The organism is Sanguibacter antarcticus (assembly GCF_002564005.1).
Taxonomy (GTDB): domain Bacteria; phylum Actinomycetota; class Actinomycetes; order Actinomycetales; family Cellulomonadaceae; genus Sanguibacter; species Sanguibacter antarcticus.
This window is the reverse complement of record NZ_PDJG01000001.1, coordinates 2,513,466-2,531,313: the sequence shown is the minus strand read 5'-3', so window position 1 is coordinate 2,531,313 and position 17,848 is coordinate 2,513,466. Positions and strand designations below refer to the sequence as shown.

Genomic DNA, 17,848 nt, shown 5'->3' with positions numbered 1-17,848 from the left:
CATGTTCAGCATCGGGTACCTCGTCGTCGTGACGAACCTGATGCTCGTGGTTGCCGGGCTGCCGCTCCTGCTGCTGCTCGTCACGACAGACCCGCGACGCTCGTGGCCGGCGCTCGTCCTGGCTGCGGTGCTGGCGGTTCCGGCGCTGTCCGGGGCGTTCGGGGTGTTCCGCGCCTTCACCGTGGACCGCTCGACCGCGGTCGCCCGGGTTTTCTGGCTCACCTGGCGTCAGCAGCTGCGCCGTTCGTTGGCCCTCGGGACGCTCGCGGCAGGCACCGGCGTGATGATCGTGGTCGACGTCATAGCGGTCTCGGGCACCCGGCTCGGCGCGGCCGTGACCCCGGCCTTGCTCGTGCTCGGTGGGTTGGCCGCGACCACGACGCTCATCGCTCTCGTGGCGAGCGTCGAGCGCCCGGACGCACGCCTCCGCGAGGTCCTCAAGGTGTCCCTCTACCTCGGTTCCCGCCGGTGGTACCTCACCGTGGTCTCCTTCGGTGTGCTGATCCTGCTCGCGGTGACGTTCACCAGCCACCCAGCGCTCGCCCTCGGCCTAGCGGCCGCACCGCTGCTCTACGCGGTGTGGGGCAACTCGCGGTTCGTCCTGCTCCCGGTGCTCGCACCAGACCCCGCCCAGGCATGACCGCCTCGTCCGAGCGGACGACCGCCCGACCACAGCCTCATCGATCGAGAGACCACACCAGAGCACCAGACGGTGCTCCCCGAGAAAGGACCTCAGATGCGCGCGTCTGACACCAGCGCCATGACCCCGGTCACAGACGGCTCAGCCATCGCCCACGCCTTGGGCGTCGTCGACAGGAACGTCCGGTCGTTCGGCCTCCGGTACCCCGGCGACAACACGACCGACCAGCAGTACACGGACCGTCCCGCCACCGAAGACCTGTCCGCCGGGAGCAACTACGGCTGGACGACGAGCTTCTGGACCGGGCAGCTCTGGCTCGCCTACGAGCTGACCGGCGAGAAGTCCTACCGTGACCTCGCACTGGCGCACGTGGGCTCGTTCGCTCGTCGCATGCACGAGGCGATCGACGTCGACACCCACGACCTCGGTTTCCTGTACACGCTCTCCTGCGTGAGTGCGTGGCGCGAGACGCAGAGCGAGGAAGCCCGCGCAGTGGCGCTCAGTGCCGCCGACCAGCTGATGACACGGTTCCTCGAACCTGTCGGGGTGGTGCAGGCGTGGGGTGACCTGGGCGACCCGGACGAGGGCGGGCGCACCATCATCGACAGCCTGATGAACATGCCGCTGCTGTTCTGGGCGACCGAGCAGACCAGCGACCCCCGGTACAGCGAGGCAGCCCGTCGGCACGTGACCGCGCTGAGGGACCACATCATGCGCCCCGACGGCTCGACCTTCCACACGTTCCACTGGGACGTGGCTACCGGCGCACCCCAGCGCGGCAGCACAGCGCAGGGCTACACCGACGACTCGTGCTGGGCGAGAGGTCAGGCCTGGGGGATCTACGGGTTCGCCCTCGGCTACCGCCACACGGGCGACCTGACGCTCCTCGAGACGGCACGACGCTGCGCCGACTACTTCCTCGCGCACCTGCCTGCCGACGGTGTGGCGTTCTGGGACCTCACGTTCCAGGACGGGAGCGGACAACCACGCGACTCGTCGGCTGCAGCGATCGCGGTCGCCGGGCTGCTCGAGCTGGCTGTGTCGGTCGACGACGCCTCGCGCACCCGCTACCAGGAGGAGGCCGACCGCATCCTCGCCTCCCTCGACCGCTCCTACACGAGCGAGGGAACACCGTCCGATGCGCTCCTGCTCCACGGCGTCTACCACTGGCACAAGGCGGACGGCATCGACGAGGGCAACCTCTGGGGCGACTACTTCTACCTCGAGGCGCTCACCCGTCGTCACAGGCCCTCGTGGTCGCCGTGGTGGTGAGCGGTACCTAGACCTGCAGCGCCAGATCGTTCGCACACCAAGGGAGTTGTGACATGAAGACAAGAGTGCTGGCCGCAGCGGCGGCCATGATCTTGCTGGGTGGGCTGGCGCTGCCGGCTCCGGTCGCGTCGGCGGCGGAGAGCCCCGACCGCGACCTGATCGTCAACGGGGCGTTCACGACAGGGCACGAGCCCTGGTGGACCACCGACGGTATCCCGTTCTCCACCGGTTCCGGTGCCTACTGCGCAGAGGTGCCCGCGGGCCTGCAGCAGTGGCAGGCGATCGTCGGTCAGCACGGGCTGTCGCTCGACGACGGCGCGACGTACACGGTGACGTTCGACGCGTGGTCGTCCGTCCCGACGACCGTCCGCACCCAGGTGCAGCCGACCACCAACCCTGACCTGGTCACCTACCTCAACCGCACGTCAGACCTCGAGACCGAGCGCACGACGTTCACGTCGACGTTCACCGCAGACCTTGGGGCGAGCACGGTGGCGTCCAGCATCCAGCTGCGGCTCGGAGGGAACGCGGCCGCCGCCACCGTCTGCATCGACGACATCGCGCTCACGACGCCGGAGGCTGAGGCCGTTGGGCCGGGGACCGACGAGCTGCTGGTCAACACCACCTTCGACGATGCGTCCAAGCCGTGGTGGACGAGCGGCGGGACACCCCTGTCTGTCGCGACCGGCGAGCTGTGCGCCGACGCCGGTGCGTCCGCGAACCTGTGGAGCCTGCTCATCGGTCAGAACAGCCTCTACCTCCCGGGCGACACGACGTTCCGGCTGAGCTTCGACGTCCGAGCCTCGGTCGCAGTGCAGAACGGTGTCCAGATCGGGCCGTTCGACAACCCGGACACCGTCTCCTACCTCTCTCAGCAGTTCTCGGTGGGTACGGCCTCGACCCACCACAGCTACGACTTCGAGACGCCGAGCGCCGACCCGTACGCGCTGTCGCAGCTCCAGCTGCGCATCGGCGGGAGCACCGTCCCGTACACCGTCTGCTACGACAACGTCTCCTTGACCGGCACCGCCTACGACTATGTCGCCGACACCGGACCCGCGGTCAAGGTCAACCAGGTCGGCTACCTGCCCGACGGGCCCAAGAACGCGACGGTCGTCACTGATGCGACCGAACCGCTCATGTGGAGCCTGGACCAGGACGGCACGTCGGTGGCCTCAGGACAGACCGTGCCTGCTGGCTTCGACGACTCCGCGGGCGCCGCGGTGCACACCATCGACTTCTCTGCGGTCACCGCGACGGGTGACGCGCTCACGCTGCGCGTCGACGGGGAGGTCAGCGAGCCGTTCACCATCGGAGCCGACGTCTACCAGTCGTTGCGCACCGACGCGCTGCGGTTCTTCTACACCAACCGCTCGGGCATCGAGATCGACGGCGACGTCGCCGGTGCGGAGTACGCCCGCGCCGCCGGTCACGTCGGAGTCGCACCGAACCAGGGCGACACCGCGGTCGGGTGCCAAGAACCGAAGACATGGACAGACGGCTGGACGTGCGACTACACCCTCGACGTCTCCGGAGGCTGGTACGACGCCGGGGACCACGGCAAGTACGTCGTCAACGGCGGGATCGCCGTCGCACAGCTCTTATCCACCTGGGAGCGAGCCGTCCAGGTCGGGACCCAGGACGAGCTCGGAGACTCCACGCTCGCGATCCCGGAGCGTGACAACGGTGTACCGGACATCCTCGACGAGGCCCGGTGGGAGCTCGACTTCATGCTCGCGATGCAGGTGCCCGAGGGCGAAGAGCTCGCCGGCATGGTGCACCACAAGGTGCAGGACGAGACCTGGACAGGGCTGCCGCTCTTGCCATCGGCCGACCCGAAGCCGCGCCAGCTGCACCGACCTTCGACGGCTGCGACGCTCAACCTGGCGGCCGTCGCCGCGCAGGGCTCTCGTGCCTTCGCGACGATCGACCCCGACTATGCCGCGACGCTCCGCAGCGCCGCGCTCCGTGCCTACGCCGCCGCTCGAACGCATCCGGACCTGTTCGCCACACGGGAAGACGGCGTGGACGGCGGCGGGGCGTACGCCGACGACGACGTCACCGACGAGCTCTACTGGGCAGCGGCAGAGCTGTACCTGACGACCGGTGAGGCCACCTATCTCTCTGACGTGGAGAACAGCCCGTTGCACACCGCCGACGTGTTCGGTCCCGGAGGGTTCTACTGGGGGTCGGTCGCACCGCTGGCACGGATGCAGCTGGCCCGGTTCGGGGACTCTCTCGAGGACATCGACGAGATCCGTGCGTCGGTCGTCGCCGGTGCCGACGACCTGGTCGCGCAGCAGGCAGCGCAGCCCTTCGGCCAGCCCTACGCGCCCGAGGACGGTCGTTACGTCTGGGGATCGAGTTCCTCGATCTTGAACAACCAGGTGGTCCTCGCTACCGCCTTCGACCTCACCGCGGCACCGGTGTACGCCCGGGCCGTGCTCGAGGGGTACGACTACCTCCTGGGACGCAACATCCTCGGGCAGTCGTACATCACCGGGTACGGCGAGAACTCGGCAGAGAACCAGCACAGCCGGTGGTATGCGAACCAGCTCGATGCGTCGCTCCCGCACCCGCCGGTCGGCTCCGTCGCGGGCGGACCGAACTCCGACCTCCAGGACCCGGTCTCTCAAGCATGGTTGACGGGCTGCGCACCGCAGGCCTGCTACGTCGACAACATCGAGGCGTGGGCGGTCAACGAGATCACGGTGAACTGGGGCTCGGCACTCACCTGGGTGGCGTCCTTCGTCGCTGACCAAGGTTCCGGCGAAGCCTCCGTCGACCTCGCTCCGACGTTCAGCAGCGAACCCCAGGACGTCATCGTCACGGCGGGTTCCGACGCCGAGCTCACCGCCTCGGTCCAGGCGCGACCTGTTGCTGAGATCACCTGGCAGCAGCGCGACGGGGACCAGTGGGTGGACCTCGGGCGGACCGGGACGACCCTGGTCCTGAGCGAGGTCGACGAGACCCTCGACGGCCAGCAGGTGCACGCTGTCGCGTCGAACGGCGTCGGGGAGCCGGTCGCGAGCCGCTCGGCCACAGTAACTGTGGTGCAGCCCGACGCCGCCGTCGCGCCACCGGCGCAGGCGGTGCTCGTCCACGACAACGGCTGGGACACCGGCCTCCTGGACGGTGACTTCGTCGTGACCGTGCACCTGTGGTGGGGAGAGAACGCGACCCGCTTCCGACTGTTCCAGGACGGTGAGCTCCTCGCGACCGTGCCGCTCACCTACGGTGGGACACGCCCCCAAGAAGCGTCTGTCACGGTGTCGGGGCTCCGCGACGGGACGTACGTCTACACGGGTGAGCTCATCAGCTCGCAGGGCGTCACCGTGACCGTGCCGACGACCGTCTCCGTCACCCAGGCGGCCCCGGGCGTCCCGGTGCTCAGCCACGGAAGCATCGACCGTGACGGCAGCTGCACGGTCACAGCGAACCTGTGGTGGGGCACGCCTGGGACGTCGTACCGGCTGTTCGAGGACGGCGAGGTCGTCGCGGAGGGCACAGCGAGCGCGCTGAGCCCGACCTCGCAGCGGCTCGACGTCCCGCTGACGGCGAGAGCGCCCGGCAGCCGTGAGTACGTGGTAGAGCTCACCAACGATGCGGGATCCAGCCGTAGCGCGCCGCTCACCGTCGTGGTCGAGAGCTGAGGAGACAGGGTGAAGCGGCACGCGCCGCTGGTATCGATCTCTGCAGGGCCTGTCGCGATCGGGCCTCACCCCTTACGCTGCAAGCCATGCGCGACGATGCGAGCACGACCGGACAGCTCCCGGCCGCCAGGCCTCTGGCAGCCCCGCCACCAGCTGTCCCACCGCCCGCGGTCCTTCCTGAGGTGGTCCTGCGACCGCCGCTCGCCCTGCGCATCGGTGCGTCGGTGGCTCTCGCGGCGCTGATCGTCGTTCTCGTGACCGTGGTCGTCGTGCCGCCGCTCGACGGCAGCGCGGATGCGCCCGGGGCGCTGCCGTGGACCGTCTCCGTGGCGTTGTCCATCGTCGCGGTCGTGCTCCTCGTCGCCTGCTGGCGTGTGCGCCTCGCGGCTGCGACCGACGAGGTCACCCGGGTGCGCCTCTTCTCCGACGCGCACACGATCACCTGGGAGGAGGCCCGCCGGATCGAGGTCTCCACGTCCCTCGCTGATCCCAGCTCCGAGAGCAGGTCGATGCTGCCGACGATCATCCTCACCGGGGTAGGAGACACGACGATCACCTCTCGCGAGAACCGACGGGAAGCAGACGTGCTCCTGCCGTACCTCCTCGCCTGGTCGCGACAGCGCCCCGAGCTCGTCAAGGACCCCCACACGCTCCGCTTCTTCAAGGCCTACCACCGCGCAACCCCCTGACCGCACCCCCTGACGACACCCCTCTGCCTGCCCCCTGACCGCTGCCCCCTACAGCCCCCTGCAGCACTCCGCCCCTGCAGCACTCCGCCCCGCCCCGCCCCGCCCCGCCCTGGCCTGACCCGGCCCAGCCCGCTTCGCTCCGCTGCGGATCGGCGAGCTCGCGCATTCGTCTCGAGCTCGGGCCGATGAGCGCCCGAGATCGAGACAAAGGCCCGAGCTCGGCAGACGAGCGAGCCCAGTACTCTCAGCACGCCGCGCCGCGCCGCGCCGCGCCGCGCCGCGCCGCGCCGCTGCGGATCGGCGAGCTCGGGCTCTTGTCTCGAGATCGGGCAGATAGGGGCCCGAACTCGAGAGGAATGCACGAGTTCAGTGAACCTCGCGGGCTTCGCCAGCCAGCCAACCAACCCTGCGAGGCACCCTGCGAGACCAGCACACCTTGCTGGCGCGCTGGCGCCAGCATCAGCGATCCGGAACGATCCCCCGCAGCTAGAGGGTCGGGTGGTCCTCCGGGGCGTCTGGGGCCGGGCCGTCGGCTCCCAAGGTGGTGCGGTACTCCTGGGAGAGTGAGCGGGCGAGCGGGCTGTCTCGGCCTTCGACCTCGACGGCCGCGGCGATCGCCGCTTCGCGCAGCGTGGCGCGCGCGCCACGCAGGGTGTCCATGAGGACTCGGCTGAGGGCGTGGGGGCCGAGCCCCAGCGCACGCTCGGTGATCTCGACGTCGGCCAGCATCCCCGCGTGGTCGACGACAACGCGCAGCTCGCGGTGCGGTGACCATCGGTCGACGGTGAGCGCCTCGATCCGGCTCTGGACGGCGTACGCGGCAGCCTCTTGCCGTTGGGCCTGCTCGACCCACGAGGCGATCTGCTGCTGTGCGGCGAGGTAGGCCTCGGAGCCGGTCGTCACCGGTTCCCCTGAGACTGCTCGCTCTGGTTGACGGCGTCCGCTCCGTGCCCGGCGGTCGTGCTGCTCGCGGGGATCATGCCGGAGCGCCACAGGGGATCGTGCCACGGCGGCGTGGGCATGGCGCCGACGGGCCAGCTCGGCAGGTCGATCCGGGGCTTGGCCAGCATGATGTTCACGACCTCGGCCTGGGCGCGGTTGGTCGCCTTGACGCTCGTGCCGATCGTCGTGGTGAGGTCGGTGAGCCTGGCCATCGCGGTGGTGAGGTCGTTCAACCAGACGCTCACGCGGCTGACCCACGTGGTCACGGCCGCGCACGCCTGCGGGACGACCCAGCTGGCGCCGACGCCCACGGTGAGCGCGATCTCAGCGACCCACTTGATGAGCTTGGCGACGAGGTCGGCGATGAGGTCGCGGACGATGGCGCGCACCGCAGCGACGACGCCGCTCGCGATGGCGAGAGCCCTGCCGGTGCCGTCACAGATGGCGGAGACGCTCCGGAGCATCTCCGCGAAGGTGTCGGCGAAGCACCGGTACTGTGTCGCGGCTGCGCCGGTCCAGTCGTGCGTGGTGCCCCGCTGGGCGCTCTGGTATGTGTCGGCGGCTTCGTCGAGACGTGCCGCGACGTTGTACCAGGTGCCGGCAAAGACCTCGATCTCGGCGGGGTTCCCGGCGATGGAGTCGAGCATCTCGGGCAAGGGGTGCACGTGCTCCATGAGGAACGCGGCGCCGCTCGCGAGGAGCTCCCCGATGGGGTCGATGATCATGGCGACGCCTTCAGCGGCTGCGCCGAGCCCGCTGAGCGACGCACCGAGCCAGTCGCCGGCGACCGCGGCGTCGACGGCGGACCTGCCGAGGTCCAGGCCCCGGACGCCTGCGGTGACGGAGGCGGTCGGGCTGTCGGGGACGAGGTCGTCCGTCACGACGGGTCCGACCGGAAGCGGTTCATGCCGTCACGCGTCGAGGTGTCGACGAACTCGTACGAGCACATCGTCGTCTCGAGGTTCGCGGCGACGGCGTCCATGATGTCGTGCACCGCGGCGACCCCGTCGGCGCCGTCCTGCTGCACGAGGGCCATGGGGCCCGCGAGGATCGGGGAGCACAGGATGCCGTACGCGAAGGTGGGGGCGGTCGTCTGGGCGATGGCCTGGGCGGCTTCTCCGAGGTCGTGGGCGAGGCCGCGGACGACCTGCTCGTGCGCACGCAACGAGTCGAGGTGGACGTAGACCTCGCGCTCGTCCATCACTCTCCCCGCATGATGCGTTCGGCGACGTCGAACGTCTCGGTCTGCTCCGAGATCGGCCGCGGGTCGCTGCGCAGCGAGCCGCGGAGCTCGGCGGCCTGCTCCTGGAGGTCGGCCTGGGCTGCGCCGACGGTCTGGAGGATGGCGCTGCGCAGCCCGTCGGTGTCGAGGCGCAGCGCTGCGTGCGTGAACGTCACGTCTTGGAGGAGCCCGCGGTAGTCGACCTCGGCTGTGACCTCGCCGCGCAGGGACCGGCCTGTCCCGCGCAGGTCGGCGAGGTCGGCGGAGACACGCTTGGCGCGCGCGGCAGCGCGGTGCGCCTCAGCGAGCGCAGACTCCATGGCGTCTGCGAGGTCGTGCTCGTTCACCGTGCTCCCTCTGGTCGCCTGCGTGCAGTCGACGGATGCGGACCGACAACGACAATCTTGCCTGAGGCTGCCGGGTTTCGTGGGATGGCCTGATGGGGAGAAGTGCCCCGGAGAGCATCGGGGCGACCGGCCGAGAGGTGGGTCAGGTGCGGGTGGCGAGCCGTGCTGCGAGACGCGACGTGCCGCGGGCTGCGAGCACCTTGGTGAGGGCCGCGGTCGCTCCGGTCACGGCGGCGAACCCGACCATGCTCGCGAGGGTCGCGTCGTCGTCGTCGACGAGGCTGCCAGGCTTGCCCGTCGCCTTGAGCCAGACGGCCTTGACGATCTTCTGGGCGAGCAGACCGGCTCCGAAGGAGATGGCGAGCGTTGCGAGCTTGACCTGCATGGACTGATCCTGGGCCACTGTTCCTCCACGTGCGATCGGTGTGCCCCCACGCTAGCGCCCCACGTCAGCGGTCGCACACCACGTGTAAACTCGTCACGAACGACAGGGGAGCGCGAAAGAGCGCTGAGAGTGCGGTATTCCGCAGACCCTCGAACCTGATCCGGTTAGCACCGGTGTAGGGAGTCGGGATTCTCGCCACGCGTGCGCGTGGAACCCCTCCTCATGGCTTGTCACGGTCCACAGGAGGACGCACCACATGCTGAACACTCTTCACCAGCCTGCACGACACCGGTCCGGACGGGCCGGGCTCGCCGTCGTCGGGCTCACCACCAGCCTCGCCCTGGGGCTGGTGTCGTGCGCGTCCGGGTCGACGCAGGACGACGCGACGGACGAGGCGTCCGGCACGGTCACGGTCGTCGTGCACGACTCGATCGTCATCAGCGACGAGAGCAAGGCCGCGTTCGAGGACGAGAGCGGGCTCACCCTCGAGGTGGTCAGCGCGGGCGACGGCGGGGCGCTCGCCAACCAGCTCATCCTCACGAAGGACTCGCCGCTCGGCGACGTCGCGTACGGGATCGACAACTCGTTCGCGTCGCGCGCGGTGGCTGAGGGCGTGTTCGCCCCGTACACCTCGCCTGTGCAGGGCGAGCTGTCCGCGCAGCTCGCAGCCGACCCGTCGGGCACGCTCACCGCCATCGACTACGGCGACGTGTGCATGAACGTCGACACCGCCTGGTTCGAGGAGAACGGTGAGCTCGAGCCGGAGACGCTCGAGGACCTCACGACTGCCGAGTACAAGGACCTCACGGTCGTGAGCAACCCGGCGACCTCGAGCCCTGGCCTCGCCTTCCTGTTCGCGACGATCGGCGAGTACGGCGACGACTATCTCGACTACTGGGAGCGCCTCGCCGACAACGGGCTGCTCGTCGTCAACGGGTGGGAAGAGGCGTACCAGACGGAGTTCACCGCGGGCGAGGGGGCCGGCGCACGGCCGATCGTCCTCTCGTACGGCTCGTCGCCGGCGTACACCGTGAGCGAGGACGGCAGCACGACGACCACGACCGCGATGCTCGACACCTGCTTCCGGCAGGTCGAGTACGCGGGCGTGCTCGAGGGCGCCGAGAACCCTGAGGGGGCGCAGGAGCTCGTCGACTTCCTCCTCGGCGAGCCGTTCCAGTCCGAGATCCCGACGGGCATGTACGTGTACCCCGTCGACCCGGACGCCGTGGTCCCCCCGGAGTGGGTCGACTTCGCGCCGCTGCCGACCAACCCCATCGTTCTCGACCCCGCGGAGATCTCGGAGAACCGAGACACGTGGATCAAGGAGTGGACGGCGACGGTCCTCGGCTAGCACGGTGACGGTCCTCCTCCCCGGACGGGCGGTGCGGTGGAGCGCGTGGGCGCTCGCCGTCGCGGTCCCCGTGACGTTCCTCGCCGTCTTCTTCGCGTGGCCTGTCCTCGCGCTGGTCGGACGAGGTTTCGTCACGGACGGGGCGGTCGACCTCTCGGGCTTCGCCGAGGTCTTCAGCACGCCACGCACCTGGCGCCTGGTCGGGCTCACGCTCGGCCAGGCGGTCGTCGGCACGCTGCTCTCGGTCGGGCTCGGCGTGCCGGGCGCGTATGTCTTGTACCGCTGCACGTTCCGCGGGCAGGGCGCGGTGCGTGCGCTCGTCACGGTGCCGTTCGTGCTCCCGACCGTCGTCGTCGGTGTGGCGTTCCGTGCGCTGCTCACGGAGTCGGGTCCGCTCGGGTTCCTCGACATCGACGGGACCTTCGCGGCGATCGTCGCGGCGCTCGTGTTCTTCAACTACTCCGTCGTGGTCCGTACCGTCGGCGGGCTCTGGGAGCACCTCGACCCCCGGGCCGAGCAAGCCGCGAGAGCGCTCGGCGCGTCGCCGGCCCGCGCCCTGTGGACGGTCACCCTCCCTGCGCTGGCTCCGGCGATCGCGTCCGCGGCCGCCGTCGTGTTCCTCTTCTGCGCGACCGCGTTCGGGGTGGTCCTCGTTCTCGGCAACCAGCGGTACGGCACCATCGAGACGGAGATCTGGATCCAGACGGTCCAGTTCCTCGACCTGCGCACGGCCGCCGTCCTGTCCATCGTCCAGCTGGTCGTCGTGAGCAGCGCCCTGTGGGTCGCTGCGCGCGCGAGGTCGCGCCGCGAGCACGCGCTCAACCTCTCCGCCGCGACGCGCTCGACGCACCCGCTGCGCCTGCGCCCGGTCCGCGGCTCCGACCTCGGGGCTGCCGTGCTCACGGCGCTCGTCGTGGTGGTCCTGCTCACGTGGCCGCTCGTCAACCTGCTCGTGCGGTCCTTCCGCACCCCGAGCGGCTGGGGGATCGGCAACTATGTCGCGCTGGGCACGACCGGCGGCAACAACGCGCTCACCGACACCGTCTGGACCGCGGCAGGGACGTCGCTGCGCACGGCCGCCGCCGCCACCGCGATCGCCCTCGTCGTCGGCGGCCTCGTCGCCCTCGTCGTGTCCCGACGCCCCCGCGCACCAGCCGCGCGCCGCGCCGTGAGCGTGCTCGACTCCGCCTTCATGCTGCCGCTCGGGGTGTCCGCCGTGACCGTCGGGTTCGGCTTCCTCATCACGCTCGACACCCCGCTCGGGCTCGACGTCGACCTGCGCACCTCCGGCCTCCTCGTCCCGATCGCCCAGGCCGTCGTCGCCGTCCCCCTCGTCGTGCGCACCGTGCTGCCCGTGCTGCGGGCCATCGACCCGCGCCAGCGCGAGGTCGCCGCGACCCTCGGTGCGCCCCCGCGCCGCGTCCTGGCGACGGTCGACTGGCCCATCGCGGCACGGTCGCTCGGCCTCGCCATCGGCTTCGCCTTCGCTGTCTCGCTCGGGGAGTTCGGCGCCACGTCTTTCCTCGCCCGGCCCGACAGCACCACCCTGCCGATCGTCATCTTCCGGCTCATCGGCCGACCAGGCGCGGAGAACTACGGCATGGCGCTCGCGGCCTCGGTCGTGCTCGCTGCGATCACCGCGACCGTCATGCTCGGGGCCGAGAGGCTCCGCGGCGAACGAACAGGAGAGTTCTGATGGGCGAGCCCGGAGTACTGACGGGTGAGCACGGCGTGCTGGCCGGCGCGCACGGGGTGCAGACCGACGGGCGGTCGACGGTCACGGGAAGCACCGCGACCACGGGCAGCCCCCGTGGCACGGGCCTGCGGCTCGAGGACGTCGTCGTCGAGTACCCCGGCCTGCGGTCTGCTCCGCCGACGGTCGCTGTCGCGGGTGCGTCGCTCACCGTCGCGCCCGGCGAGGTCGTCGCGCTGCTCGGGGCGAGCGGGTGCGGAAAGTCGAGCCTGCTGCGCGCCGTCGCGGGGCTCGAGCCGGTCGCGTCCGGCCACGTGGCGTGGGACGGGGCCGACATGGACGGGGTGCCCGTCCACGAGCGCGGTTTCGGCCTCATGTTCCAGGAGGGGCAGCTCTTCGCGCACCTCGACGTGGCGCGCAACGTCGAGTACGGGCTGCGGATGCAGCGGGTGCCACGGGCTGCGCGCCGCGCGCGGGTCGAGGAGCTGCTCGAGGTCGTGGGCCTGCCAGGCAGCGGACGGCGGGCGGTCGCGACGATGTCCGGTGGCGAGCGCCAGCGGGTCGCGCTCGCGCGGGCTCTGGCCCCCCAGCCGCAGCTGCTCCTGCTCGACGAGCCGCTCTCCGCCCTCGACCGGGGCCTGCGTGAACGTCTCGCGGTCGACCTGCGGGCCGCTCTCGTGGCGACCGGGACCACCGCGCTGTTCGTCACGCACGACCACGACGAGGCGTTCACGGTCGCCGACCGGGTGGCGGTCATGGCGCGCGGTCATCTGCTGCAGGTCGCTGCACCGCACGATCTGTGGTCGGCGCCGGCGAGCCGTGAGGTCGCCGAGTTCCTCGGGTACCAGGCGTTCCTGCCCGGGGTCGACGGTCCGCGGGCGGTCGGTCCGTCGGGCCTGGTGCTCGTCGGTGTCGAGGGGGCCGCGGCGTCCGGGACGGTCGTCAGCTCGGTCTTCCGTCGGGGGCGCACGGAGGTGACCGTCGACGCAGACCTCGGTGACGGGATGCGGCGCTACTCGGTGGTCGGCACGGCCCCAGGCGCCGGGAGCACCAGCAGCGAGGTGTCGTACGCGGCGGGGGACGTCGTCGGGATCGCGGTCGACGCGACGCAGACCGTCCCGCTGCTCGGAGCGTGAGCCAGGCTCACCCCGCTGCAGGCACCGCCTCCGGGAGCGGCTCCTGCGGGCACGTCGAGAGCACCGTGAGCATCGCGTCGCGCTCGGCCTGCGTGACCCACACGTCGTAGCTCTGCTTCACGGCGACCTGCCGGGCGACGTACGTGCAGCGGAACGCTCCGTTCGGCGGCAGCCACGTCGCCGTGTCGCCGTCGCCCTTCTGAGCGTTGAGCGGCCCGTCGGAGGCCAGGAGGTTGAGCGGGTCGTTCGCGAAGGCCTTGCGGGTGTCGGCGTCCCACGACTGGGCGCCCTTCTGCCACGCGTCCGAGAGCGCGACGATGTGGTCGATCTGCACGGCGCCGGACGTGTCCTGGCCGCGCTGGAAGGCGATCGTCCCGCCGCTGTACGGCTCGACGAACGTGCCGGTGAGGACCACGCAGTCGTGGGTGTCGGCCTCGAAGGTCTCGTTCGTGAGGTCGCGGGCGAGGATGTCGTTGCGGGTGTCGCACCCGTTGTGGTCGACGTCGGACCAGGAGGGGCCGAACTCGTCGCGGTCGTAGCCCGTCTTCGGGGCGCGGCCCTTGACGTCGAGCGTCATGATGGCGGCGAGCGCCGTCGTCGGGTCCGCGGCGGAGGCCGTCGTGACCACCTGGTCGAGAGCCTCGGCGGTGAGGGGCGTCAGGGGTCCGGCTGCCGGGGGCGCGGTCGTCGCTTCTTCGGTCCCGGTGAGGACGTCGAGGTCGAGCCCGCCGTCGCTGAACACCCCCGCGCCGAGGGCGAGGACGACCAGCCCGACGACGATGACGACGACGGAGCGGATGCGGCTCCAGGACGACCGAGCGGGGCGTGACATGGTTCTCCTGCGACGAGGGTGCGGGTGGGCGAGCAGCACGTCCTGGTCTGCCGACCAGGGACGACGTCCGAACTGTACTGGGTGAGCCGACCCTCGAGCTCACCCGCTCTGCCCTCTGCTGCCCTGTGCTGCGAGCCGGCTCAGCTCGTCAGGCGGCCGGTGCCGGGCTGAGCGCCACGGGTTCCGGATCGGCCTGCTCGCCGAGGCGTCGCGCGATGACGGAGCACACGACGAGCTGGAGCTGGTGGAAGATCATGAGCGGCAGCACCATGTAGCCGAGGGTCGCTGCAGGGAGCAGGACGGTCGCGATCGGGACGCCCGTGGCCAGGGACTTCTTCGATCCGCACATGAGGAGCACCACGCGGTCGGCCCGGGAGAACCCGAGCCGGTGCCCGAGGAACGTCGTGAGACTGAGGACGATGGTCAGCAGCACGGCGCTGATGACGACGAGAGCGACGACGGACCCGAACGAGACGCTCGTCCAGATCCCGTCGACGACCCCGTGGCTGAAGGCCGAGTAGACGACGAGGAGCACGGAGCCGCGGTCGGTCACGGTGGTGAGGCGCTTGTGGCGCAGGACCCACGGCGCGAGCCAGGGGCGCAAGAGCTGGCCGGCGACGAACGGTGCGAGCAGCTGCAGCCCGATCTTGACGATCGAGTCGGCGGAGAAGCCGACCGCGCCGCCGAGCAGGAGCCCCACGAGCAGGGGCGTGACGACGACCCCCGCGAGGTTGGAGAACGACGCGGCGACGACGGCGCCGGCGACGTTGCCGCGGGCGATCGACGTGAACGCGATGGACGCCTGGACCGTCGAGGGAAGCAGCGTGAGGAACAGGACACCGCGCGCGAGGTCGACCGGGATGACCGCGGGAGCGAGGAGCTGGGACGCCAGGCCGAGGAGAGGGAACGCGACGAACGTCACGCCGAGGACGGTGCCGTGCAGCTTCCAGTCGCGGACGGCCGCGAAGGCGTCGCTCGTCGGCAGGCGGACGCCGTAGAGGAAGAACAACCACCCGACGGCGACGAGGACCAGGTACCCGAGCGCCTCGGCGGCGTCGCCGCGTGCCGGGAGGAAGGACGCGAGCAGGACGGCGCAGAGCATCCCGACGATGAACGGGTCGATGCGGGTCAGGACGCGGCGTCCGAGGTGCGGGCGGCGCGCGGCCTCGTCGGGGGAGGGGTGGTTCGTCACGGAGCGGTCTTTCTCGGAGCGGGCTGGAGCGCGGCGAGCAGGTCGCTCGCCAGCGCGGTGAAGCCGAAGCACTGTCGCACGTTGTACACGGTCGCCTCTATGCAGAACGTCGGCGAGGTGGTCGCGACGGCGTCCTCGAGCATGACCACGTCGTACCCGATGTTCGCCGCGTCCATGAGGGTCGCGAGGACGCACTGGTCGGCGTTCACGCCGGCGAGGAGCAGCGTGTCGACGCGCAGGTTGCGCAGCACCGAGTCGAGCGGGGTGTCGACGAAGCCGCTCATGCGGTACTTGTCGACGTGCAGGTCGTCGGCGAACCCGGGGGCTCCCGAGAGCTCGTCGACGACGGCCGCCGCCCAGGACCCGGCCTCGAGCACGGGCGACCCCGCCGCGTTGTTCGGGCTGCCGATGCCTGCCCCGGTGCCGTCCGGGTCGTAGACGTGGAGCACGTTGGGGGGCAGGTTCGCCTGGTCGGGGCGGTTGCCCCAGCTCACCCACACGACGGGGACGTCGTGGCCGCGCAGGGCGGGCAGGAGGTCGGCGAGAACGGGGATCGGGGCGCGCGCAGGTGTGACGTCCACGCCGATCCCGGCGAGCCACCCGTCAGGGTGGCAGAAGTCGTTCTGCATGTCGACGACCACGACGGCGGTGCGTGCGAGGTCGAGCGTGAGGGACTGCGGCGCAGCCTCCACGTGGAGCACCTGCGGCTCCCGCGCCGGACGGCGCAGGTCGGCCCGGTCGGCTCCTAGGGTCCAGGAGTTGCGGGCCGCGCTCGGGCCGCGCGAGGTGTCGAGACGAGTCATGCGAGGGCCTCCGGGGCAGGGGCAGGGGCAGGGACGGACGAGAGGGGCGAGAGGGACGAGAGCGGTGCAGCAGGTCCGGGCGTCTGCCCGAGGAGCGCGAGGAGGCTCCGGTCCTGACCGGGGCCCGCCGCTAGGCACAGGCCCACGGGCAGGGTGCCGACGCGGCCCGTCGGGACGGACAGGGCAGGGAGCCCGCCGGCGCCGGCCACGCACGTGAGCCGCAGCGTGCCCGCTCGGGCGGCATCGACCTCGGCGGCGTCCGCGTCGCGACGCAGGGCGGGCGTCGACGAGCTCGGCAGCGCGAGGACGGTCCCAGGCGGGAGCAGACCGACGAGGGTCGTCCGCGCACCGGCGAGCACCGCGCGGGCGCCGGCCTCCTGGGCGGAGTCGATGCGCTCGCCGGCACGGAACCGCGCCGCGACCGCAGGATCGAGGCTCTCGCCGTGCACGGCGACGAACGCCCGGTGCTCGGCCCACGCCTCCGCCTGCTGGACGGTCCGGAACGCCTCGAACCACTCCTCCAGGCCTGCTGCGGTCAGCGCGTCGACCGTCTCGACCGGGACCCCCGTGCGCAGCGCCAGGGCGCACAGCGCAGCCTCGACCGCAAGTCGTACGTCGTCGTCAGCCAGGTCCATGAGCAGGGGAGAAACGACGATCCGCGTCGTGCGCACGACGTCCTGGGCCGGGAGGAGAGCACCCGCAGCAGCCGTCAGCAGCTCCGGCGTCCGGGTCAGCACCCCGACCGTGTCGAACGACGAGGCCAGGCCCACGAGCCCGTCGCGCGAGACCGCACCGTGCGTGGTGCGCAGCCCGAACAGGCCGCAGTACGACGCAGGGACCCGCACCGAGCCGCCCGTGTCCGTCCCGAGCGCCACGTCTGCGACGCCCGCAGCCACCGCAGCGCTGGGACCGCTCGTCGAACCACCCGTGATCCGACCTGGCGCCGCCGGGTTCGGCGGGGTGCCGTAGTGGACGTTCGTCCCCGCGAGCGAGAACGCGAGCTCGTCGGTCTGAGCGATGCCCGCGAGCGTCGCACCGGCCGCGAGCAGGGCGTCGACCGCCGCGGCGCTCGCGGTCTCGACCGGAGCCTGGGCGAGCCATGCGGGGTTGCCCGCGCCCACCCGCTGCCCGGCGACCGCGAACAGGTCCTTGACCGCGACCCGGGCTCCGGCGAGCGGCCCCGTGGACCCTGCCGGCGGGGCCGGGAGCGGGGTCCCGTCGGCGGCGGCGTCTTCGGCCGTCACCCGCCAGACGGTGCGGTCTGTGGGGGGCTCGGGGTGCTCGGGGTGCGTGCCGGTGTCGCCGGGGATGCCGGTCGCAGGCACGGGGACAGCAGGCGGGACGGTCGAGACGTGCGCTGTCGTCACGGCCCACGCGCCCTCGGTGCGGGACCACACCTGGGTCTGGACCCCGGTGCCGCCGTCAGCACGCTCCGACTCGGCGACGACGACCGCGTGCTCAGGCGCGAGCCCCCGGACGTGGACGCGCACGAGGGTGCGCCGGGGGACCGGCGGGCGCTGCGCACGGAAGGTCGCGATGTGGTCGTGGCCGACGAGCGTCGTCCCGCCGTCGCTGCGGATCGTGGTGCTGCCCGACGCGAAGAGGACGTCCAGCTCGGGGACGTCGTTCGTTATGAGCGCATGCTCGTAGCGGCCGACGGCCTCGAGGAGACCCGGGAGCGGCACGGTGCT

At 71.3% G+C, this 17,848-nt stretch carries 16 protein-coding genes and 1 riboswitch; of the genes, 7 read left to right on the top strand and 9 right to left on the bottom strand.

Annotation, left to right across the window (positions count from 1 at the left end; genetic code table 11):
• Window position 1: 1 nt before the first annotated feature.
• The 4 genes from ATL42_RS11535 to ATL42_RS11520 all read left to right on the top strand — a co-directional run bounded on the left by ATL42_RS11535 (window position 2) and on the right by ATL42_RS11520 (window position 6,254).
• Window positions 2-640, top strand: coding sequence for a YesL family protein (locus ATL42_RS11535; protein WP_169925405.1), 639 nt, complete (start codon window positions 2-4; stop codon window positions 638-640).
• Window positions 641-736: 96 nt separating this feature from the next.
• Window positions 737-1,912, top strand: a complete 1,176-nt coding sequence (locus tag ATL42_RS11530) for a glycoside hydrolase family 88 protein (protein ID WP_098455467.1) — start codon at window positions 737-739, stop codon at window positions 1,910-1,912.
• Window positions 1,913-1,965: 53 nt separating this feature from the next.
• Window positions 1,966-5,565, top strand: coding sequence for a glycoside hydrolase family 9 protein (locus ATL42_RS11525; protein WP_098455466.1), 3,600 nt, complete (start codon window positions 1,966-1,968; stop codon window positions 5,563-5,565).
• Window positions 5,566-5,651: 86 nt separating this feature from the next.
• Window positions 5,652-6,254, top strand: coding sequence for a hypothetical protein (locus tag ATL42_RS11520; protein WP_143556750.1), 603 nt, complete (start codon window positions 5,652-5,654; stop codon window positions 6,252-6,254).
• 486 nt (window positions 6,255-6,740) lie between these two features.
• Here ATL42_RS11520 and ATL42_RS11515 read toward each other — a convergent pair whose 3' ends face one another.
• From ATL42_RS11515 to ATL42_RS11495, 5 genes are all read right to left on the bottom strand, one after another.
• Window positions 6,741-7,157, bottom strand: a complete 417-nt coding sequence (locus ATL42_RS11515; protein WP_098455464.1) for a YbaB/EbfC family nucleoid-associated protein — start codon at window positions 7,155-7,157, stop codon at window positions 6,741-6,743.
• Window positions 7,154-8,077, bottom strand: coding sequence for a WXG100 family type VII secretion target (locus tag ATL42_RS11510; RefSeq protein WP_098455463.1), 924 nt, complete (start codon window positions 8,075-8,077; stop codon window positions 7,154-7,156). Before ATL42_RS11510 ends, ATL42_RS11515 begins: the two co-directional genes overlap by 4 nt.
• Window positions 8,074-8,397: a type VII secretion target gene (locus ATL42_RS11505; RefSeq protein WP_098455462.1), complete on the bottom strand. Its 324-nt coding sequence runs from the start codon at window positions 8,395-8,397 to the stop codon at window positions 8,074-8,076. The genes ATL42_RS11510 and ATL42_RS11505 overlap by 4 nt, the downstream gene beginning before the upstream one ends.
• Window positions 8,397-8,765: a YbaB/EbfC family nucleoid-associated protein gene (locus ATL42_RS11500; protein ID WP_098455461.1), complete on the bottom strand. Its 369-nt coding sequence runs from the start codon at window positions 8,763-8,765 to the stop codon at window positions 8,397-8,399. Before ATL42_RS11500 ends, ATL42_RS11505 begins: the two co-directional genes overlap by 1 nt.
• A gap of 142 nt (window positions 8,766-8,907) precedes the next feature.
• Window positions 8,908-9,150 carry a DUF4235 domain-containing protein gene (locus tag ATL42_RS11495; RefSeq protein WP_098455460.1) on the bottom strand — a complete coding sequence of 81 codons (243 nt, stop codon included), beginning with the start codon at window positions 9,148-9,150 and terminating at the stop codon, window positions 8,908-8,910.
• 94 nt (window positions 9,151-9,244) lie between these two features.
• Window positions 9,245-9,349, top strand: a riboswitch (TPP riboswitch).
• 57 nt (window positions 9,350-9,406) lie between these two features.
• On the opposite strand from ATL42_RS11495, the gene ATL42_RS11490 reads away from it, so the two are divergent.
• From ATL42_RS11490 to ATL42_RS11480, 3 genes are read left to right on the top strand one after another with little or no spacing between them, the layout of a single operon-like run.
• Window positions 9,407-10,501 (top strand): thiamine ABC transporter substrate-binding protein, encoded by a 1,095-nt coding sequence (locus ATL42_RS11490; RefSeq protein ID WP_098455459.1) that lies wholly within the window; start codon window positions 9,407-9,409, stop codon window positions 10,499-10,501.
• A 4-nt stretch (window positions 10,502-10,505) separates the two neighbouring features.
• Window positions 10,506-12,197, top strand: coding sequence for an ABC transporter permease (locus tag ATL42_RS11485; protein ID WP_098455458.1), 1,692 nt, complete (start codon window positions 10,506-10,508; stop codon window positions 12,195-12,197).
• A complete protein-coding gene (locus ATL42_RS11480) occupies window positions 12,197-13,330 on the top strand; it encodes an ABC transporter ATP-binding protein (RefSeq protein WP_098455457.1) in 1,134 nt (377 codons plus the stop codon). The genes ATL42_RS11485 and ATL42_RS11480 overlap by 1 nt, the downstream gene beginning before the upstream one ends.
• A 7-nt stretch (window positions 13,331-13,337) precedes the next feature.
• On the opposite strand, the gene ATL42_RS11475 is transcribed toward ATL42_RS11480, so the two are convergent.
• From ATL42_RS11475 to ATL42_RS11460, 4 genes are all read right to left on the bottom strand, one after another.
• Complete coding sequence (locus ATL42_RS11475) at window positions 13,338-14,162, bottom strand: HNH endonuclease family protein (RefSeq protein WP_098455456.1); 825 nt, start codon at window positions 14,160-14,162, stop codon at window positions 13,338-13,340.
• A gap of 148 nt (window positions 14,163-14,310) precedes the next feature.
• On the bottom strand, window positions 14,311-15,354 hold the full coding sequence (locus tag ATL42_RS11470; protein WP_245862472.1) for a bile acid:sodium symporter family protein: 1,044 nt from the start codon (window positions 15,352-15,354) through the stop codon (window positions 14,311-14,313).
• Complete coding sequence (locus ATL42_RS11465; protein ID WP_098455455.1) at window positions 15,351-16,157, bottom strand: cysteine hydrolase family protein; 807 nt, start codon at window positions 16,155-16,157, stop codon at window positions 15,351-15,353. The genes ATL42_RS11470 and ATL42_RS11465 overlap by 4 nt, the downstream gene beginning before the upstream one ends.
• Window positions 16,154-17,842, bottom strand: coding sequence for an AtzH-like domain-containing protein (locus tag ATL42_RS11460; protein ID WP_211281808.1), 1,689 nt, complete (start codon window positions 17,840-17,842; stop codon window positions 16,154-16,156). The genes ATL42_RS11465 and ATL42_RS11460 overlap by 4 nt, the downstream gene beginning before the upstream one ends.
• Window positions 17,843-17,848 lie beyond the last annotated feature (6 nt).